Below are 17,672 nucleotides of genomic sequence, written 5' to 3'. Positions count from 1 at the left end.
CGGCAGCGTTCCCCGTTCGTCCTCGGCCCCGATCCGTTCTCCACAGCCCCCGGACGAGTCGCCGCACCGCGTTCGGGGGTAGTCCCTGACGATGGGGCCCCGTGGGAGCGATTCCATGGGCCCGATCGTCAGGGAGTACCTCCCAGAGCCGACCGGTAGACCTCCACGGTGCGCTCGGCGATCGACGGCCAGCTGAAGTCCGCGATCGCGCGGGCCCGGCCCGCGCGGCCCATCTCGTCGGCACGCGCCGGGTCGGAGACGACCTCGGTGAGCGCGGCGGCGAAGTCCGCGACGTACCGATCCGGGTCGAGCGGCGTGCCGGTGCCGTCTCCTGCCTGGTCGATCGGAACGAGCAGGCCGGTCTCGCCCGGTACGACGACCTCGGGGATGCCGCCGGTCGCGGTCGCGACCACCGCGGTCTCGCAGGCCATCGCCTCGAGGTTGACGATGCCGAGCGGCTCGTAGATCGAGGGGCACGCGAACGCCGTCGCGGCGGTCAGCAGCGCCACGACGTCGCGCCGGGGCAGCATCTCCGGGATCCACACCACGCCGGCGCGGGTGGCGCGCAGCCCGTCGACCAGGCTCTCGACCTCGGCGAGGATCTCGGGCGTGTCCGGGGCGCCCGCGCACAGCACGATCTGCACGTCCGGTGGCAGCGCCGCGCAGGCGCGCAGGAACAGCGGCAGCCCCTTCTGGCGGGTGATCCGGCCGACGAACACCACCGACGGCCGGTCCGGGTCGACGCCGAGCTCGCGCACCCGGTCGGGGTCGCGCGCCGGCTGCCAGTCCCCGGTGTCGATGCCGTTGTGCACCACGTGGACCCGGGCCGGGTCGATGCGGGGGTACGACGCAAGCACGTCGTCCCGCATGGCGGCCGACACCGCGATCACCGCGGCCGCGGCCTCGTAGGAGGTCCGCTCCGCCCACGACGAGATCGCGTAGCCGCCGCCGAGCTGCTCGGCCTTCCACGGCCGCAGCGGCTCGAGCGAGTGCGCGGTCACGACGTGCGGCACGTCGTACAGCAGGGCGGAGAGGTGGCCGGCGAGGTTGGCGTACCAGGTGTGCGAGTGCACGAGGTCGGTGCCGGCGCAGCCGTCGGCGATCGCGAGGTCGACGCCGAGGGTGCGCAGCGCGGCGTTCGCGCGGGACAGCTCCGCGAGGTCGGCGTACGACGAGGTCCGGTCCTCGGACCGCAGCGCACCGAACGCGTGCACGTGGGTGGTGAGGTCGTCGCGGGCCCGCAGTGCCCGGACCAGCTCGGCCACGTGGACGCCGGCACCGCCGTAGACCTCGGGCGGGTACTCCTTGCTCAGCACATCGACTCGCACAGGTGCGAACCTACTCGCCCCCGTCCCGAGGTCCCTGGCGCTAGCGTGACCCCATGGTCTCGATCTCCCGCAAGAACGTGCTCGTCATCTGTCTTGCCGGAGGGGAGGGCAAGCGGCTGATGCCGCTGACCGCCGACCGGGCCAAGCCCGCGGTGCCGTTCGCGGGCATCTACCGCCTGATCGACTTCGCGCTGTCCAATGTCGTCAACTCGGGCTATCTCAAGATCGTGGTGCTCACCCAGTACAAGTCGCACAGCCTGGACCGGCACGTCACCCAGACCTGGCGGATGTCGACGATGCTCGGCAACTACGTCACCCCGGTGCCGGCACAGCAGCGGGTCGGCAAGCACTGGTACCTCGGCTCGGCGGACGCGATCTACCAGTCCTTGAACCTGATGCGCGACGAGCGGCCCGACTACGTCGTGGTGGTGGGCGCCGACCACGTCTACAGGATGGACTTCCACCAGATGGTGAAGGCGCACGTGGCCAGCGGCGCGGCCTGCACGGTGGCGGCGATCCGGCAGCCGATCGAGCTGGCCGACCAGTTCGGCGTGATCGACGTGCACCCTGACGACCCCTCGAAGATCCGCGAGTTCCTCGAGAAGCCCACCGACCCGATCGGCCTGCCCGACAGCCCCGGCGAGGTGCTGGCCTCGATGGGCAACTACGTCTTCGACGCCGACGCGCTGGTCGAGGCGGTGACTCGCGACGCCACCGAGATCGGCTCCAAGCACGACATGGGCGGCGACATCGTCCCGGCGTTCGTGCGCCGCCAGCAGGCCGCGGTCTACGACTACAAGGACAACGACGTGCCCGGGTCGACCGACCGCGACCGCGGCTACTGGCGCGACGTCGGGACGATCGGCTCCTTCTACGCCGCGCAGATGGACGTCGTCTCGCCGCTGCCGGTCTTCAACCTCTACAACTTCGACTGGCCGATCTACACCTCCTACGGCCCCCAGCCGCCCGCCAAGCTCGTCCAGGGGGCGACCGGGGACCGGCCCGAGGCGGACGAGGCCGTGCTCTCGCCCGGTGTCGTGATCACCGGCGGCAAGGTGCGGCGGTCGGTGCTGTCCCCGTCCGTGCGCGTCGAGACCGGCGCCGAGGTGACCGGGTCGGTGCTGATGAACGGCGTGTACGTCGGGCCCGGCGCCGTCGTCCGCAACGCGATCCTCGACAAGAACGTGGTCGTCCCGGCCGGCGCTCAGATCGGCGTCGACGCCGAGGCCGACCTGGCGCGCGGGTTCGTCGTCGAGGACGGCCTGACCGTGCTCGGCAAGGACCAGCCCTTCCCGGAGTGACGCTCAGTCCTGCGGGATGTCGGTCGTGACCGCGAGCGCGCGTCCGGCCTCGAGGTCGTCGGCCAGCGCCTCGAGCCGCGCGCCCGCGAGCTGGTAGGAGTCCGAGCCCAGCAGCTGGTGCATCGGAGCGTCTCGGGTGACGGCCACCTCGATGATGGCCGCCGCAGCACGGGTCGGGTCGCCGAGCTGGGTGCCCGGCATCGCCAGGTGGGTCTCGGTCATCGACCGGATCGCGTCGTAGCCGTCCGCCGTCGTGGTCGGCAGGCCGAGGGAGACCGGGCGCAGGAAGTCGGTGCGCATGTAGCCCGGCTCGACGAGGTTCACCGCGATGCCGTGCTCGGCGACCTCGGCCGCCAGCGACTCGGTCAGCGCGCCGAGGGCGGACTTGGCGGCGCCGTACAGGCCCCAGCCGGGGAAAGGCGTCAGGGCGACGATGCTCGAGATGTTGATGATGTGCCCGGCGTGCTGGCGACGCAGCATCGGGAGGACGGCACGCAGCACGTTCCACGAGCCGAACACCTGCACGTCGAACATCTGCCGCGCGTCCCGGTCGCTGACCTCCTCGACGGCGGCGAGGTAGCCGTAGCCCGCGTTGTTGACGACGACGTCGATGCTCCCGAAGCGCTCGGCGGTCGCGCGGACGGCGTGGGCCACGGACTGCTCGTCGGTGAGGTCGACCTCGAGGGGCAGCAGTTGCGAGGTGTCGGTGGTGCCGAGCGCCTCGCACAGACGCTGGATCGAGCGCGTCGTGGCAGCGACGCGGTCGCCGCGCACGAGGAGCCGGCGGACCAGCTCGAGGCCGAGGCCGCGCGAGGTGCCGGTGACGAACCAGGTGGCGGGACGGTCGGTGGGGTAGGTCATGGGACTCTCCTGTGGTCGGGTGGCGCCCTGGTGGCGCCGACCTCTCGAGTCTTGGCCGCCGTACGCCGCTGCAGGGGCGGTCCGTGAGCCCTCCGATGCCGAGGACTCGGCGTCCTAGGCAGGCCCACCCGAGCCGTGCTCGCGACTGCGACGATGGGGGCATGGCCGAACGCAACACCGAGCTCGCGGACTTCCTGCGGCGTGCCCGGGCCCGCGTCGACCCGTTGCGTGCCGGCCTGCCCGCCGACGGCCGGATCCGCCGGGTGCCCGGGCTGCGGCGCGAAGAGGTCGCGCTGCTCGCGGGGGTGTCGACCGACTACTACGCCCGGCTCGAGCAGGGCCGTCCGATCGCGCCGTCGCCGGCGGTGGTCGACGCCGTCGCGCGCGCCCTCGCCCTCGACGCCGCCGGCCGCGAGCACCTCGACCACCTGCTCGGTGGGACGCGGCAGCGCGGCCGACCCGCAGCGCCGTCGGTGCAGCGGGTGCGCCCCGGGCTCCACCAGTTCCTCGACGACCTCGACGGCCAGCCCGCCCTGATCCTCGGCCGGCGTTCGGAGGTGCTCGCGAGCAACGCCCTGGCTCGTGCGCTGTTCACCGACTTCGAGCGGATGCCCGCCGCCGAGCGCAACTACGCCCGCTGGATCCTGCTCGCTCCCGACGCCCGGGCGTTGTTCCTCGACTGGCCCGACCAGGCGCGGACCGTGGTCGAGTCGCTGCGCCTCGCCCACGGCTCCCACCCCGACGACCGCGGTCTGCAGGAGCTCATCGCCCTGCTGCTCGAGGAGAGCGCGGAGTTCCGCACGTGGTGGGCCGAGCACGGCGTCTACCAACGCACGCACGGCCGCAAGCACCTGCGGCACCCCGTCGCCGGCGAGGTCGTCGTCGACTACGAGACCCTGCTGCTCCCCGGCGACCCGGACCAGACCCTTTTCATCTTCACGACCGAGCCCGCCAGCCCGTCGCGTGACGCCCTGCGTCTCCTGGCCAGCTGGACCGCCACCAGCCGGCAGCTCGAGACCCCTGAGGGGCGAGCGCAGCACGGTGGTTGAGGGGGTTGCGCAGCAACCGTCTCGAAACCACCCCGCAGGTCGGCGCGCGTCGGCCTGCGGGTCTGCTCGGGTCGTTGTGGTCGAAGAACGAGGGAGCGTGGTCGCCGTTCGCTGTGGTCACCCGAGGGTGGTCTTCGTGGTCTGTTGGCACGAGGTCGGCTTGTGGTCGCCGTGCTGTGGTCGTCGTCGTTGACCCGGGATTCCTCCTGCCGATCAGCCCACCTGGACCGGCGCGCGATTCTAATTCGGATTGCCCAGGGCCCTGTGGATACAGCGTTCTGGGCCCTTCGGATGTCGGTGGGCTCTGCTGGGATGGGTACATGGCAGCCACCCCGCTCGAGCACCTCGGACCGGACACCCCGGCCGAGGTCCTGGCTGCCCTGGAGTCGACCCACTCGGTGCTCACCGACGCCGAGGTCGGCCAGTTCCGACTCGCCGCCGAGTGGGCCGCCGCCCACCCGGTCGACGCACTGGACGACGCCGCCACCGTCGAAGGCACGGAGGGTGAGCTCGCGATCGCCGGACCCGGCGCACCGTTGGTCGCGGAGTTCTGCGTCGCCGACTTCGCCCTCGCGGTCGCGATGACCACCGACGCCGGCCGCTCGTACTTGGGTGACGCGGTCGAGGTCAGGTACCGGCTCCCGCGGCTGTGGGCACGCGTGATGGCCGGGCAGGTCGCGGTGTGGCGGGCCCGCAAGATCGCCGACCGGACCATGTCGCTGCCGGCCGACGGGGCTGACCACGTGGACCGGCACGTCGCCCCGGTCGCGCACCGGCTCACCTGGGCCCAGCTGGACCGCACCGTCGAAGCAGCCCGCGCGTTGTTCGACCCGGTCGAGGCCGAGCACCGCCGCCTCCTGGCCGCCGAGGGCCGGTTCCTCGACGTCGACACCCACCACCCCTCACTCGACGGCACCGCGACGGTGCGCGGGGAGCTCGACCTCGCCGACGCCCTCGACCTCGACCACGCCCTCAGGGCAGGCGCTCAGCAGCTGGCCGACCTCGGCTGCGAGGAGTCCCTCGACGTCCGGCGCGCGATGGCCGCCGGCGCCCTGGCCCGCGGAGACCTGATGCTCGCCCCCGACACCGAGTCAGAGCTGCCGCGACGGTCGCAGCGTCAGCTCGTGATCTATACGCACCTCTCCGAGAGTGCGCTGGCCGGAGTGGAGAACACCGGGAGCAACGTCCTGGTGGGACAAGTCGAGGATTGGTGCTCGACCGCCACCGGCCAGGTGGTCATCCGGCCCGTGGTCGACCTGGGCGAGCACATCGAGGTCCCCGGCTACACCCCCTCACCGCGCCTGCGGGAGCAGGTGCTTCTCACGCACCCGACCTGTGTCTTTCCGGGATGTTCCAGACCCTCGCGCGGCTGTGATCTCGACCATGTCGTCGCCTGGGCCGACGGCGGACCCACCTGCTCGTGCAACCTCGTCCCCGAGTGCCGATTCCACCACCGCTTGAAGACCCACGGCGGCTGGACCCTACAGAGGGTCGGGCATCGGTTGATGGTGTGGACCAGCCCGATGGGTCGGACCTACACCCGACATATCGACTGGCACGACCCCGCCGGCCGCGGCCGACGGGGCCACACCCATGACCGGGAGTCATAGATCGAGCAGCGCGGGCCCCCCGGCCCGAGAGCCCGTCGAGATCCCCGCAGCCCCACGCGCCCGCGGCGATCAGCTCGAGCCGTGGTGGTGCCTCAACCGTCGTGCGTCAGCACGACCAGCTGCTGCGTGGCGCGGGTCATGGCGACGTAGCGGTCCACGGCACCCTCGATGCCCTCGCCGAAGGCGTCAGGATCGACGAGCACCACGAGGTCGAACTCCAGTCCCTTGGCGAGCTCGGGCGTCAGCACTCGGACGCGGGACGACGCCGGCAGTGCGACGTCGAGCGGCCCGGTGCTGATCACACACGCGATGCCCTCGGCGTGCTCGGCCAGCCAGGACGTCACGATCGACGGCAGGTCCGCCACGGACCCGTGGCGCACCGGCACGCCGGTGCTGCGCACCGACGTCGGCACGTTGGCGTCGGGCAGCGCGGCCCGGATCACCGGCTCGGCCGCGGCCATCACCTCGGCCGGCGTCCGGTAGTTGATGCTCAGCGACGCCACCTCGACGTGGTGGAGCCCGACCCGCGCCAGCCGGTCCGCCCAGGACTCGGCGAAGCCGTGGCCCGCCTGGGCGCGGTCACCGACGATCGTCAGGCTGCGGGAGGGGCAGCGGGCGAGCAGCATCTGCCACTCGGCGTCGGTCAGCTCCTGCGCCTCGTCGACCACGACGTGGGCGAACGGCCCGGCCAGCCGGTCCGGGTCGGGCCGGGGCGCGGCGTCCTCGTCGACCAGTGCGCCCTGCAGGTCCTCCACGCGCAGCATCGACATCACCATCATCTCGGAGTCGTCGGTGGCGACCAGGTGGTCCACGACCCGGTCCATCTCCTCCCGCGCAGCGGCCAGCGCCGCCTCGCGGCGGCGCCGCTGCCGGGAGACGTCCGGGTCGCCGAGCCGCTGGCGCGCCGCGTCGAGGAGCGGCAGGTCGGACAGCGTCCACGCGTGCGGGTCCGCGCGCTGGAGGCGGCGTACGTCCTCGGGCGCGAGCCAGGGAGCGCAGCGGCGGAGGTACGCCGGCACCGACCACAGGTCGCCCACCAGCTCGGTGGCCTCGACCAGCGGCCAGGCCCGGGTGAAGGCGTCCACGAGGTCGGCGTTGCGCACCAGCGCGCGGCGCAGGCCGTCGCCGGGGACCTCCTCACCGGCCTCGTCGGCGTGCTTGTCGGCCAGGATCGCGAGCAGCGCCTCCCAGACCTCGTCGCGCGCCTCGTTGTGCGGGGTGCCGGGCGCGGGCGACTCGAACGCCTCGGCCCAGTCCTCGGCACTCAGCGGGACGTCGGCCCACGGGGTCTCGACGAGCATCGGCTCGGTGGGCGGCTCCTCCCAGATCCGCACCGCCGGCTCGATCGCGCGCACCAGGTCCGCGGACGCCTTGAGTGCGGCGACCGCGGGGTCGGTCTCGGGTGCGGCGGTCGCGCCCTCCGGCAGCAGGTCGCGCAGCGTGCAGGTCTGCACGCCCTCCTCGCCGAGGCTCGGCAGCACGTCCGCGACGTAGGCCAGGTAGGGCTCGTGCGGGCCGACGAACAGCACGCCGCCGCGGCGGTGGCCGAGCCTGGGGTCGGCATAGAGGAGGTACGCCGTGCGGTGGAGCGCCACGACGGTCTTGCCGGTGCCCGGGCCGCCGTCGACGACCAGCGCGCCGCGCGAGCCCGCGCGGATGATCGCGTCCTGGTCGGCCTGGATGGTGCCCAGCACGTCCCGCATCCGCGGCGACCGGCTTGCGCCGAGGCTCGCGACGAACGCGGACTGGTCGTCGAGGGCAGCGTGGTGCCCCTCCAGGCCGTCCGCGGTGAAGACCTCGTCCCAGTAGTCGGTGACCCGGCCCCGGGTCCAGCGGTACCGGCGGCGGCTGACCAGGCCCATCGGGTGCGCGTGGGTGGCGGCGAAGAACGGCTCGGCCGCCGGGGAGCGCCAGTCGATCAGCAGTCGCCGGCCCGAGCGGTCGGTGAGCCCGAGACGTCCGACGTACGTCGGCTCCGGGTCGTCGGCGCCGACCACGTGTCCGAGGCACAGGTCGAGGCCGTAGCGCCGGAGCGTGCGCAGGCGTGCGGTCAGCCGGTGCACCTCGAGGTCGCGGTCCATGGCCTCCTGACCGGTCCCGCCGGCCTGCCGGCGGGCGGCGTCGAGCCGCTCGGTGAGGTCGTCGACGGCCTCCTCGATCGCCTGGCCGATCGCGGCGAAGTGCCGCTGGTCGCGGCCGATCAGGACCGGGTCGGCCTTGGCCTCGAGCCCCTCGGCCAGGTCGAACGCAGTGTTGGTCGTCGGGCTGGTCGTCGGGCTGGTCGTCGGGCTGGTCGTCGGGCTGGTCGTCGGGCTGGTCGTCGGGCTGGTCGTGCCTCTGGTCATGCGTGAGATCCCCCTGTTGACGGCGTCGGCCGGTGATTCTGCGGCCTCACCGGGGCCTTGCCGCAAGCCCCCACCTGCGCTATACGTTGGAAGTGGAGAGGAGCGGGTGCTCCTCTCCTTCGTCGTCTCCCGAGGATCGACCGGGGCCCAGGACATAGGCCTCTACCCGGGTCCGGGCCCGCCCGCCAGCATGGTGGCGGGCGGGAGTGGCCGCCACGGGAGGGTGAGCGCCATGACGACATGGCATTCGTCGGACGACCAGGGGCTGGTGGAGATCGCGGAGCCGCCCGAGGGCGCGATCCAGATCCACCTCGAGGAGGTGGGCCGGCACTCCTGGAAGAGCGCGTTGTTCGGCGCGGTCATGGGCGCCGGCGGTGGCCCGGTGTACCGGTTCGTCGCGGCCGCCCCCATCCCGGCGCACCAGGAGAGCGACCACGCGGCCGCGAGCGTGCGGTTCCCGCTGCCGTTCCTCCAGGACCTCGAGGACGAGGGGGACGACAAGTGGACCGAGCTCGCCCGCCAGCGTCTCGCCGAGCTCGACGCCGAGCTGGTCCGCATCGGCTGGCGGCGGCGCCCCGACCGGGGGCCGCACTGGTGGTCGCTGCGCTACGAGTGGTGAGCGCGCAGGCCGTCGGCGATCTCGGCCAGGGCCGTTGACAGGTCGACGGTGGGCTGCCAGCCCCACCCGCGTGCGCGGTCGGCGCGGATCCGCCCGGTCCACGCCGGGCCGTCGTCCCAGACCGGCGTCACCCCCAGAGCACCGGTGACGGTCCCGTAGTAGTCACGCGCCGTGCCCGGGGCGGCCGCCAGGTTCACCGCCGTGCACCCGCCGGTGACGGGCCCGGCCTCCGGGTCGGTGCCCGCAGGGACCCGACCGGCGGCGACGTCGGCGACGAACGCGGCGAGGTCGTCGACGTGGACCCACGAGAACGTCTGGTCGGGCGCCACCCGCCGGGCGCTCTCGTCGTCGCGGATCGCGGCGGGGCGGAGCGTGTTCCAGACCGAGCTGTCGCCGCTCCCGAGGATCGCCGGCGGCCGGACCAGCACCCGGGTGGGGCCCGCGACCGCCGCGAGCTCGGCGTCCGTGTCCCGCTTCGTCACGGCGTAGTCGTTCGCGTCGTCCGTGACGAGCGCCGCCGACTCGTCGACGTCCCCGACGCCCGGGGACCGGTCGTAGACCGCCGCGGTCGAGACGTGCACCAGCCGCTCGACGCCGGAGGCCGCCGCGGCCCGGGCGAACGTCGCCGTCGCCTCGACGCCCACCCGGCGCTGGGTCTCGAGATCGCTGCCCATCGGGTGCACGGTCGTCACCGCCGCGGTGGCGCCCTCGGCCACGGCGGCGGCGAACGCCGGGTCCCCGAACGCACCGACCCGCTCCTCCACGCCCGGCAGGCGCGGCGCGGAGCCGGCTCGGCGTACGACGGCGCGCACGGTGGCGCCCCGCTCGGACAGGGCCGCGCAGACCCGCGAGCCGACCAGGCCGTTGGCCCCGGTCACGACCACGATCGGTGCGGTGGCAGCGGAGGTGTCGCTCATGGGCCCCACGATGGCACGCGTGGCGAAGCGCCTCAGATGACGCCCGCCGCCCGGGCCGCGTCGGCGTACGCCGCAGCCAGGGAGGCGACCGTCTCGTGGGCGTTGAGGCCGCTCGGGTTGGGCACCACCCACAGCTCGGCGCCGGCGAGCGGCTCGGGCTGGCGTCCGAGGACCGCCCGCCGCTGTCCGAAGGCGGCCCGGTAGGCCGTGATCCCGGCGATCGCGACCACGCGCGGCGTCGTACGCCGGACCGTCTCCACCAGCGCGACCCCGCCGGCCCGCAGCTCCTCGTCGGTGAGCTCGGAGGCGCGGGCGGTGGCCCGGCGCACGATGTTGGTGATGCCGATGCCACGGCTGCGCAGGTGGTCGCGGTCCGCGTCGGTCATGCCCGCCGAGGGGCTGATCGGCTCGGTGATGATCCCGGCGGCGAGCAGCGCGGGGTAGAAGCGGTTCACCGGGTGTGCGAAGTGCGTCTGCGTGGCCGCGGTCCACAGACCCGGGTTGATGCCGACGAACAGCAGCCTGAGCCCCGGGCCCACCAGGTCGGGGACCTCGGCGTCGCGGTAGGACTCGAGCTCGGCGCGGGTGAAGCGGGGCACGCCCCGAAGCCTGCCACGCACCGGGACCCGAGCCGGAACCCCGGCCGGGCGGCTACCGTCCCATGGTCATGCGACGGATTCTCGGGACGACGATCCTCCTCACCGCCCTCGCGCTCCCGGTCGGGTGCGGGTCGGACGACGCGGGCGCCGGCCGAGGCGACCGCACCCCCTCGGCGGTGGATCCGTGCGACGAGGGTGCCGGCGACTGCTACGTCGCGCCGACGCTGGTGTCCGGGACGGCGGGTGGGGGCGAGGTGTCCCGGCGAGCGACCGAGCTCGACGACGCCGCCGCGGTGGCGGCGTACGTCGCGGAGTTCAGCGACTCCTTCGCCGCGAAGGTCACCCGAGCCGCGGGCCGGGTGGTGATCCCCGAGGGGAACACGCTCGTCGCGGCCGTCGTCTCCATCGGCTGTGACGTGCCGCCCGGCGCGGACGTCACGCGCGCCGGGGGCGGCATCGAGATCACCCCGCAGAAGGTCCCCTCGCCGATGAAGGAGTGCCTGGCCCCGGTGACGACCGTGGCGCTCGCGCCCGTTCCTGCCACGTCGTAGGGCGAGGCCTAGGAGGACGGCGGGGTGTAGGTCACCTCGATCGCGTTGGCGACCCAGCGCTGGAAGCCGTCGGATGGGTCGTTGAGCACCGCCATCCTGCCGTTGCGGTTCTTGGCGATCATCGTCGAGGAGCCGCCGCCGTCGAGGTTGACCGCCTCGTCGGCACCCAGGTCGATCATCAGGTTGGCGAGCTCGACCATCGTGTAGCCGCGGCTGTCGTCCTGCCGGCCGTCGACCACCAGCAGCAGCACCTCGCCGGTGTCCGCGTCGACGCCGACCGCGGTGCGCGGGTGCATCTCGCGGTCGTCCACGACGCGGATGATCCCCTCGTGGACCAGGAAGCGGTTGCCGCTGATCGCCATCTGCGGCCGCTCCGCGAGCGACCACCGGACCTTGAGCCGGGTGCCGACCGGCAGCTGGCGCAGCACCGAGGCGCCGTCGCCACGGCCGACGAGCAGCAGACCCTCGATCGGCTTGTCATTGCTGAGCCTGGGGCGGTTGGTGCTCACCCGTCCGTTGACGACCGTCACCGCCCGCACGTTCTTGGTCTGGCCCTGGGTGACGCCGTACCCGGCGGTCCGGCCCCAGCGGGGGGTGTAGATGCCGATGCCGCCAGGGGTGACGAACGGCGAGTTCAGGTTCGTGATCTTCAGCCGGGGGTGGTAGGGCACGGTCGCGGTCATCGGCAGGTCGCCGATGCCGGCCCGGCCGTTGCGGTTGATGAAGAACGCGTTGTTCCAGCCGTCTTCACGGGCGTGCAGCAGCCCGCGCTGGCGGTCCTTGCCGAGACCGAGCGGCGCGCCGGTGTGGCCGATGTCGTAGAAGTCGCCGTTGACCCCGGCGATCGCGTGGTCGACGGCCAGGATGTGGCGCACCGGCGCGACCCGGCGTACGGAGCCCATGCTGGCGTAGTCGATCTTGAGCCCGGGCGTGCTCGGGTCGATCGTAAGCAGGTGGGCGGTGATCGGACCGCGGGCGTCGGTTTGGCTCCAGCGGGTGAACGACACCCCGGGGGCGACCTGCCAGCTGACCCGGCTGGTCTGGGTCGTGGTGCGCCGCGCGTACGGCGGCAGGGGCGTCGCGAGCTCGCCCTCCTCCCCTCCGGAACTGTGCTGCGGGTGGAGGGTGCGCGGCACGTCCGGCCGGTGTCCCTCGCCGCCGTGCTCTCGCGCAGCGGGCGCGTCGCTGCCCGGGTCGCCCGCGAGGGCGGGACCCGTGGCCGCGAGCAGGCATGCGGCGAGACTGACCGAGAAGAGGCGGGTACGCACCTCTCCAAGGCTATGCCTCCCACCTGCCGACGATGGGGAGGTGGGTGGCCGTGTCCCCGGAGCCCAGCCGTCGGCCAGGCGTGGCTCAGCGGCAGGGCCCGCTGCCGAGCACGGCCAGTCCGGCCAGGTCACCGGCGCCGAGGTGCCGCTGGCCGGTCGTCTGGGCGTACATGAGCTGGGCGGGGTCGTCGACGTGGTCGAGGCCGAGGACGTGGGCCAGCTCGTGCTCGACCACCGCGCGCTGGAGCTCGGGCCCGCCGGGCCGCGCGCCGATCTCGGCGAACCCGTCCCGGTCGAGCGCGACCATCCCCGTCACGTAGACGAGCCGATCGGGGGTCAGCGACCTGGCCTCCGCGCCGCCGACCCCGGCGACGTCACCCGCGAGCTCGGGGACCTCGTCGGGTGTCGCCCAGGCCACGAGCACCGGGGGCGCGGACCCGAAGGGTCCGGACCGGTGCCCGAAGTCGCGGTCGTCGGTGGGGCCGGCGTACCGGAGCCGCAGGCCGCTGGCCCGCTCGAGGTCGGCGGCCGCGGCGGCGACCTGGGCCAGGTGTCCGGCCGGCGCGCCTGCGGGGTTGACGACGTAGGAGATCTCGCGGCAGCCGTCCCACATGACCGGGCTGCGGCCGTCGGGCTGCATCATCGCGAACGCGTAGCCCAGGCCCCCGGGATCGCTGATCGTGAACGTCAGGTCCTGGCCGAGGCCGAGCATGCCGCGCAGCCGCTCGCCGGTGGAGGTCGGGTTGAAGGTGACGACCAGCACGGTGAGCACCAGCGCGAGCAGCATCGAGGTGTGGGTGCGGGCACGGTGCCCGGAGCTGCCCGGCCAGCCCCGTGCGCGCGGCGTACGCTGCGGCCGCCGCTCGAGCCGCTCCAGGTCCCGCAGCAGCCCGCGGATCTCGCGGTCATGCCGGCGCTGGGCCCGTCGCTGGGCCCGGCGCTGGGCCCGTCGCTGGGCCAGGCGCGCCGAGAGGATGCGGAACACCCCGCGATTGTCCGGTGGCCGGGCCGGCGTCCGTGGCGTTTCGGCGATCTTCGCGCGGCGTCCCGCGGTTAGGGTCGGGCCGTGGCCGGGCCGTGGAACCTCTTCGTCGAGGGCGACAACCTCGACGTGCTGCCTCGCGTGCCGGCACTGCTCGGCGGCCCGGTCGACCTCGTCTACATCGACCCGCCGTACAACACCGGCAACGACTTCGCCTACCGCGACGACTTCGCGGGCCACGACGCCTGGGTGGCGATGATGCGGCCCCGGCTGGCGGCGGCGCGCGAGGTGCTGGCCGAGACCGGGGCGATCTTCGTGAGCATCGACGACCACGAGGTCGCGCAGCTGCGGCTGCTGATGGACGAGGTGTACGGCGCTCCCAACTTCCTCGCCCAGGTCGTGGTGAACCTCAACCCCAAGGGACGGCAGCTCGGCAAGGGCTTCGCCACCAGTCACGAGTACCTGCTGGTCTACGCACGAGATGCCGCCCGCACCGCGCTCGATGCGTCCACGACGGAGACCGTGGACCCCGCCGACTTCCCGCTGGAGAGCCCGGAGGGCCGGCGGTACCGGCACCTGCCGCTGCGCAACACCAACAAGAAGTTCAACCCGGTCACCGCACGGACCCTGCACTTCACCGTGTGGGGCGACCCGGACAGCGGCCGCGTCGCGACCGCGCCGTTCGAGGGCGCGGTCGAGATCGGCCCGGTCTTCGGCGACGGGCGGCCCGCCGTGTGGCGCTGGAGCCGGCCGCTGATCGACCAGCGGCCCGGCGACCTGGTGTGCCGGAGGGTCAAGGGCCGGGAGGGGGAGCGGGTCGACGTCTTCCAGAGGGACTGGCTGCACCCGGTCACCGCCGGGGAGACCCCGGGCGTGCGTCGCAAGAAGCTGCGTACGATCTGGCTGGCCGAGGAGATCGGGTCGACCGACACCGCGGTCGCCGAGCTCAAGGACGTCGTGGGCCACGTCTTCGAGTCGCCGAAGCCGACCGGCCTGGTCCGGCGGATCCTCGGCACCATGCCCGACGACGCGGTCGTGCTCGACTTCTTCGCCGGCAGCGGCACCACCGGCCACGCGGTCGCGCTGCAGAACCTCGCCGACGGCGGCACCCGCCGCTGCCTGAGCATCAACTCCGCCGAGCCGACCCGCGAGGGCTCCAACGCCCGCGCCGCCGGGCTGCTCACGGTCGCCGACATCACCCGGACCCGGCTGCGGGCGGTCGCCGAAACCGTCGGTGGTGGGTTCGGGGAGCCCTAGATCCCGGCCGCCTTCTCCATCGCCCGGACCTCGTCGTCGAGGTGGGCGAGCAGCCGCTGCAGGTGCGGGACGGTCCGACGGCAGCCGATCAGGCCGAAGCCCATGTTGCCGTCGTACGACGTGCAGGTGATGTTCAGCGCCATCCCGTTGATCGGGATCGAGAGCGGGTAGTTGCCGACCAGCTTGGCGCCGTTCCAGTAGTGCGTGCTCCGCGGCCCCGGGACGTTGCTGATGATCAGGTTGTACGGCGGCCGCACGACGCCCTGCATGCGGAGCATCGGCGCGACGATCGCGGGCGCCTGGCCCAGCGCGCTCATCACCAGGATCTGGGTGGGCGTCATGCTCGCGAGGGCGTCCTTGCCCTCCTGCATGGACCGATGGATCGCGGTCAGCCGGTCAGCGGGGTCGGCCAGGTCCGTGCCGAGCCGGCACATGACCGCGCCGATGGCGTTGCCGCCCTCGACCGAGGCGACGTGGGACTCCTTGGCCTTGAGCCCGATCGGCACCATCGCGACCAGCGGAGTGTCGGGGAGCGCCTCCTGCTCGAGCAGGTAGGCACGCACCGCGCCGCTGCTCATCGCCAGCACCACGTCGTTGATCGTGGTGCCGGTCGCCTTGCCGATCGCCTGGAGCCGCTCGATCGGCCAGTCCTGGGCCGCGAACCGGCGTGACCCGGTGATCTTCTGGTTGAAGATCGTGCGCGGAGCGTGCAGCGAGATCGCGGAGGTCTCGTTGCGCACGCCCTTGGTGATCGTCCGCACGAGTGCGCCGGGCATGCCGGCCGCCTCGGCGACGATCCCCAGGCCCTGGTGGAGCGCCTCACGGACCACCTGGGCCGGCATCTCGGCGAGGCTGGTGCCGGAGCCGCCGCCGGTGGCGCCGGTACGGCGGTCGCGGGTGCGGGCGTCCCACGGAGCGGGCATCCCGCGCCGGGTGGGGTCGGTGGTGAGCACGCCCTGCAGCAGCCGCATCGCGGAGATGCCGTCGACCAGCGCGTGGTGGGTCTTGGTGTACAGCGCCACCCGGCCGTCGCGCAGCCCTTCGATGACGTGCGCCTCCCACAGCGGCCGCTCCCAGGCGAGGCGGGTGCTGTGCAGCCGGCCGGCCAGGTCGAGCAGCTCGCGCACCCGGCCCGGCCGGGGCAGGGCGCTGTGCCGCACGTGGTGCTCGATGTCGAACTGCTCGTCCTCGACCCAGACGAGCTGCCCGGCGGTCGCGATCGACCGGTGCGGCCGCTTGATGAACAGCGGGGCGACCTCGGAGACGTCGCGCATCGCCTCGAACATCTGGCGCCCGTAGTCCCGTCCGGCGCCCTCCGGCTTCTCGAAGAGCTGCAGCCCACCGACGTGCATGGGCATGCTGCGGTTCTCGGCGAGCAGGAACCCCGTAGCCGTCGGATCGATCGGTGAGACCACGCGCGTCCCCCACTTCCTTGTCGTGGCGTCCGACTATGACCGGTCGTGACGAGCGCCACAAGGGCGGTCTCAGCGGGTCGGCTCAGTGGCGCTTCTTGCCGTGCTGGGGCGGCTTGGCATGCTTCGGCTTCGCGTGACCCTTGCCGTGGCTCGCGGTCGGCCCGTGGCCGCGGGCCTTCCCACGCGGGCCCGCGTCGGTCTGCTGGGGCGCGGGCGCGGGCGCAGGCGCGGTCGCGGTCGCGGTGGGCTCCGGTACGTCGGGCACCACCCACAGGGTCACCTGGGCGGCGGTGCCGGCGTACGGTCCCGGGTCGGGTGACTGGTCGACGACCTCGCCGGGCCTGCCGGTCGTCCGGGTGGTCTCCTGCGCGTCCTCGACCACGACCTCGAAGCCGGCCGCGCGCACCAGCCGGGTGGCCCGGTCGACGGGCAGCCCGACGACGGACGGGACCGCGAGCTCGGACGCGCCGGCTGTCGGCACGTCGCGCCGCTGCAGGGCGAGCAGCCCGACGGTGCCGGCCAGCAGCACGGCGGCGACGGCGATCGCCAGCAGACGTTGCCGGTTCCACCCGGCCCGGACCGGCGGCGCGACCGCGGGCGCCGCCGCCGGCGGCGGCATCGGCGGCAGCACCGGACCCGGGCGGGCGGCCGTCGTGGACCGCTCGGCGACCTCGGCCGCCGTCGGGCGGTCGGCCGGGTCGCGAGCGAGCATCGAGGCGATCAGGCGACGCAGGGGCGCCGGCACCGAGCCGGGCAGCTCGGGGGCGTCCTCGTGCAGGCGGGCGAGCACGGTCGCCGCCTGGGTGTCGCGGTGGAACGGCGAGGTGGCACTGAGGCACTGGTGGGCGACCACGCCGAGACCGAACACGTCGGAGGCGGCCGTGGCCCGCTGCCCCTGCACCTGCTCGGGGCTGAGGTAGTCGGCGCTGCCGATGATCAGGCCGGTCTCGGTCAGCGGCTCCATGGTGTCGGAGCGGGCCACCCCGAAGTCCACGAGCACGGCCCGGCCCTCGGGGGTGACCAGGATGTTCGACGGCTTCAGGTCGCGGTGCACCACGCCCGCCGCGTGCGCGGCCTGCAGTGCCTGGGCGACGTCGCCGACGAGCTCGGCGGTCCGGGCGGGCGACAGCGGGCCCTCCTCGCGCAGCACGTGCGAGAGCGGCGTGCCCGCGACGTACTCCATGACGACGAACGGCGCCACCCCGTCCGGGCGCGGATCCTCGCCGTAGTCGAAGACCTGGACGACTCCGGGATGGCGGACGGTCCCGGCCAGCCTCGCCTCGACGCGCAGCCGGGCCCGGGTGACGTCGTCCACGTCGCGCCCCTCGTGCAGCACCTTGACCGCCACCGGGCGGTCCAGCCGGGTGTCGTGTGCCCGGTAGACGGCGCCCATGCCGCCCGCACCGATCCGCTCGGCCAGCCGGTACCGGCCGCCGAGGAGCTCCCCTGCATCCACGACCGGGACGTACCCACGCCTCGGTGGCCCGAACCTCACCCTTATGGGTCCCCAACCGGGTCCCGCTGAGGAACCGTTGCGGTTTGGTCACCAACGACAGAGATTCCGCCCCGG

The 17,672-nt window shown here is 73.5% G+C and carries 15 protein-coding genes; 6 read left to right on the top strand and 9 right to left on the bottom strand.

The genetic code is table 11. The annotated features are described in order from the left end of the window. Positions 1-128: 128 nt before the first annotated feature. Entirely contained in the window at positions 129-1,328 is a 1,200-nt protein-coding gene (gene glgA, locus QQZ14_RS18785; RefSeq protein ID WP_284535928.1) for a glycogen synthase, read from the bottom strand. Positions 1,329-1,381: 53 nt separating this feature from the next. Between glgA and glgC the strand changes: the two genes are divergently transcribed. Next, positions 1,382-2,629 (top strand): glucose-1-phosphate adenylyltransferase, encoded by a 1,248-nt coding sequence (gene glgC / locus QQZ14_RS18780; RefSeq protein ID WP_284535927.1) that lies wholly within the window; start codon positions 1,382-1,384, stop codon positions 2,627-2,629. A 3-nt stretch (positions 2,630-2,632) separates the two neighbouring features. Here glgC and QQZ14_RS18775 read toward each other — a convergent pair whose 3' ends face one another. Next, complete coding sequence (locus QQZ14_RS18775; protein WP_284535926.1) at positions 2,633-3,490, bottom strand: SDR family oxidoreductase; 858 nt, start codon at positions 3,488-3,490, stop codon at positions 2,633-2,635. A 161-nt stretch (positions 3,491-3,651) separates the two neighbouring features. Between QQZ14_RS18775 and QQZ14_RS18770 the strand changes: the two genes are divergently transcribed. Next, on the top strand, positions 3,652-4,539 hold the full coding sequence (locus tag QQZ14_RS18770) for a helix-turn-helix domain-containing protein (protein WP_284535925.1): 888 nt from the start codon (positions 3,652-3,654) through the stop codon (positions 4,537-4,539). Positions 4,540-4,859: 320 nt separating this feature from the next. Then, entirely contained in the window at positions 4,860-6,149 is a 1,290-nt protein-coding gene (locus tag QQZ14_RS18765) for an HNH endonuclease signature motif containing protein (RefSeq protein WP_284535924.1), read from the top strand. 92 nt (positions 6,150-6,241) lie between these two features. On the opposite strand, the gene helR is transcribed toward QQZ14_RS18765, so the two are convergent. Then, positions 6,242-8,494, bottom strand: coding sequence for an RNA polymerase recycling motor ATPase HelR (gene helR / locus QQZ14_RS18760; protein ID WP_284535923.1), 2,253 nt, complete (start codon positions 8,492-8,494; stop codon positions 6,242-6,244). Positions 8,495-8,726: 232 nt separating this feature from the next. Between helR and QQZ14_RS18755 the strand changes: the two genes are divergently transcribed. Next, positions 8,727-9,113 carry a hypothetical protein gene (locus QQZ14_RS18755; protein WP_284535922.1) on the top strand — a complete coding sequence of 129 codons (387 nt, stop codon included), beginning with the start codon at positions 8,727-8,729 and terminating at the stop codon, positions 9,111-9,113. On the opposite strand, the gene QQZ14_RS18750 is transcribed toward QQZ14_RS18755, so the two are convergent. Beyond that, positions 9,101-10,030 carry an NAD-dependent epimerase/dehydratase family protein gene (locus QQZ14_RS18750; RefSeq protein ID WP_284535921.1) on the bottom strand — a complete coding sequence of 310 codons (930 nt, stop codon included), beginning with the start codon at positions 10,028-10,030 and terminating at the stop codon, positions 9,101-9,103. The two genes, QQZ14_RS18755 and QQZ14_RS18750, sit on opposite strands and share 13 nt — an antisense overlap. Before the next feature lie 32 nt (positions 10,031-10,062). Beyond that, positions 10,063-10,629 carry a mismatch-specific DNA-glycosylase gene (locus tag QQZ14_RS18745; RefSeq protein ID WP_284535920.1) on the bottom strand — a complete coding sequence of 189 codons (567 nt, stop codon included), beginning with the start codon at positions 10,627-10,629 and terminating at the stop codon, positions 10,063-10,065. 68 nt (positions 10,630-10,697) lie between these two features. Here QQZ14_RS18745 and QQZ14_RS18740 point away from each other — a divergent pair, with 68 nt between their 5' ends. Beyond that, a complete protein-coding gene (locus tag QQZ14_RS18740) occupies positions 10,698-11,180 on the top strand; it encodes a hypothetical protein (protein WP_284535919.1) in 483 nt (160 codons plus the stop codon). An 8-nt stretch (positions 11,181-11,188) separates the two neighbouring features. On the opposite strand, the gene QQZ14_RS18735 is transcribed toward QQZ14_RS18740, so the two are convergent. Both QQZ14_RS18735 and QQZ14_RS18730 read right to left on the bottom strand, forming a co-directional pair. Further along, positions 11,189-12,448: a phosphodiester glycosidase family protein gene (locus QQZ14_RS18735; protein WP_284535918.1), complete on the bottom strand. Its 1,260-nt coding sequence runs from the start codon at positions 12,446-12,448 to the stop codon at positions 11,189-11,191. Positions 12,449-12,533: 85 nt separating this feature from the next. Next, a complete protein-coding gene (locus tag QQZ14_RS18730) occupies positions 12,534-13,433 on the bottom strand; it encodes a matrixin family metalloprotease (RefSeq protein ID WP_284535917.1) in 900 nt (299 codons plus the stop codon). A gap of 81 nt (positions 13,434-13,514) precedes the next feature. On the opposite strand from QQZ14_RS18730, the gene QQZ14_RS18725 reads away from it, so the two are divergent. Next, positions 13,515-14,687, top strand: coding sequence for a site-specific DNA-methyltransferase (locus QQZ14_RS18725; protein WP_284535916.1), 1,173 nt, complete (start codon positions 13,515-13,517; stop codon positions 14,685-14,687). Here the strand turns inward: QQZ14_RS18725 and QQZ14_RS18720 are convergent. Both QQZ14_RS18720 and QQZ14_RS18715 read right to left on the bottom strand, forming a co-directional pair. Beyond that, positions 14,684-16,102 carry a WS/DGAT/MGAT family O-acyltransferase gene (locus tag QQZ14_RS18720; protein WP_284535915.1) on the bottom strand — a complete coding sequence of 473 codons (1,419 nt, stop codon included), beginning with the start codon at positions 16,100-16,102 and terminating at the stop codon, positions 14,684-14,686. The genes QQZ14_RS18725 and QQZ14_RS18720 overlap by 4 nt on opposite strands. Before the next feature lie 82 nt (positions 16,103-16,184). Beyond that, positions 16,185-17,558 (bottom strand): serine/threonine-protein kinase, encoded by a 1,374-nt coding sequence (locus tag QQZ14_RS18715; RefSeq protein WP_284535914.1) that lies wholly within the window; start codon positions 17,556-17,558, stop codon positions 16,185-16,187. Between the last annotated feature and the right edge of the window lie 114 nt (positions 17,559-17,672).

Source organism: Nocardioides sp. T2.26MG-1, from assembly GCF_950101795.1.
GTDB lineage: Bacteria > Actinomycetota > Actinomycetes > Propionibacteriales > Nocardioidaceae > Nocardioides.
The sequence above is the reverse complement of the archived record's forward strand: the minus strand, read 5'-3'. Positions and strand labels throughout refer to the sequence as shown.

Bases quoted from the DNA above. Each gene is read 5' to 3' on its own strand.
- glgC (WP_284535927.1), top strand. From the start codon at position 1,382: ATGGTCTCGATCTCCCGCAAGAACGTGCTCGTCATCTGTCTTGCCGGA.
- QQZ14_RS18775 (WP_284535926.1), bottom strand. From the start codon at position 3,490: ATGACCTACCCCACCGACCGTCCCGCCACCTGGTTCGTCACCGGCACC.
- QQZ14_RS18770 (WP_284535925.1), top strand. From the start codon at position 3,652: ATGGCCGAACGCAACACCGAGCTCGCGGACTTCCTGCGGCGTGCCCGG.
- QQZ14_RS18765 (WP_284535924.1), top strand. From the start codon at position 4,860: ATGGCAGCCACCCCGCTCGAGCACCTCGGACCGGACACCCCGGCCGAG.
- helR (WP_284535923.1), bottom strand. From the start codon at position 8,494: ATGACCAGAGGCACGACCAGCCCGACGACCAGCCCGACGACCAGCCCG.
- QQZ14_RS18755 (WP_284535922.1), top strand. From the start codon at position 8,727: ATGACGACATGGCATTCGTCGGACGACCAGGGGCTGGTGGAGATCGCG.
- QQZ14_RS18750 (WP_284535921.1), bottom strand. From the start codon at position 10,030: ATGAGCGACACCTCCGCTGCCACCGCACCGATCGTGGTCGTGACCGGG.
- QQZ14_RS18740 (WP_284535919.1), top strand. From the start codon at position 10,698: ATGCGACGGATTCTCGGGACGACGATCCTCCTCACCGCCCTCGCGCTC.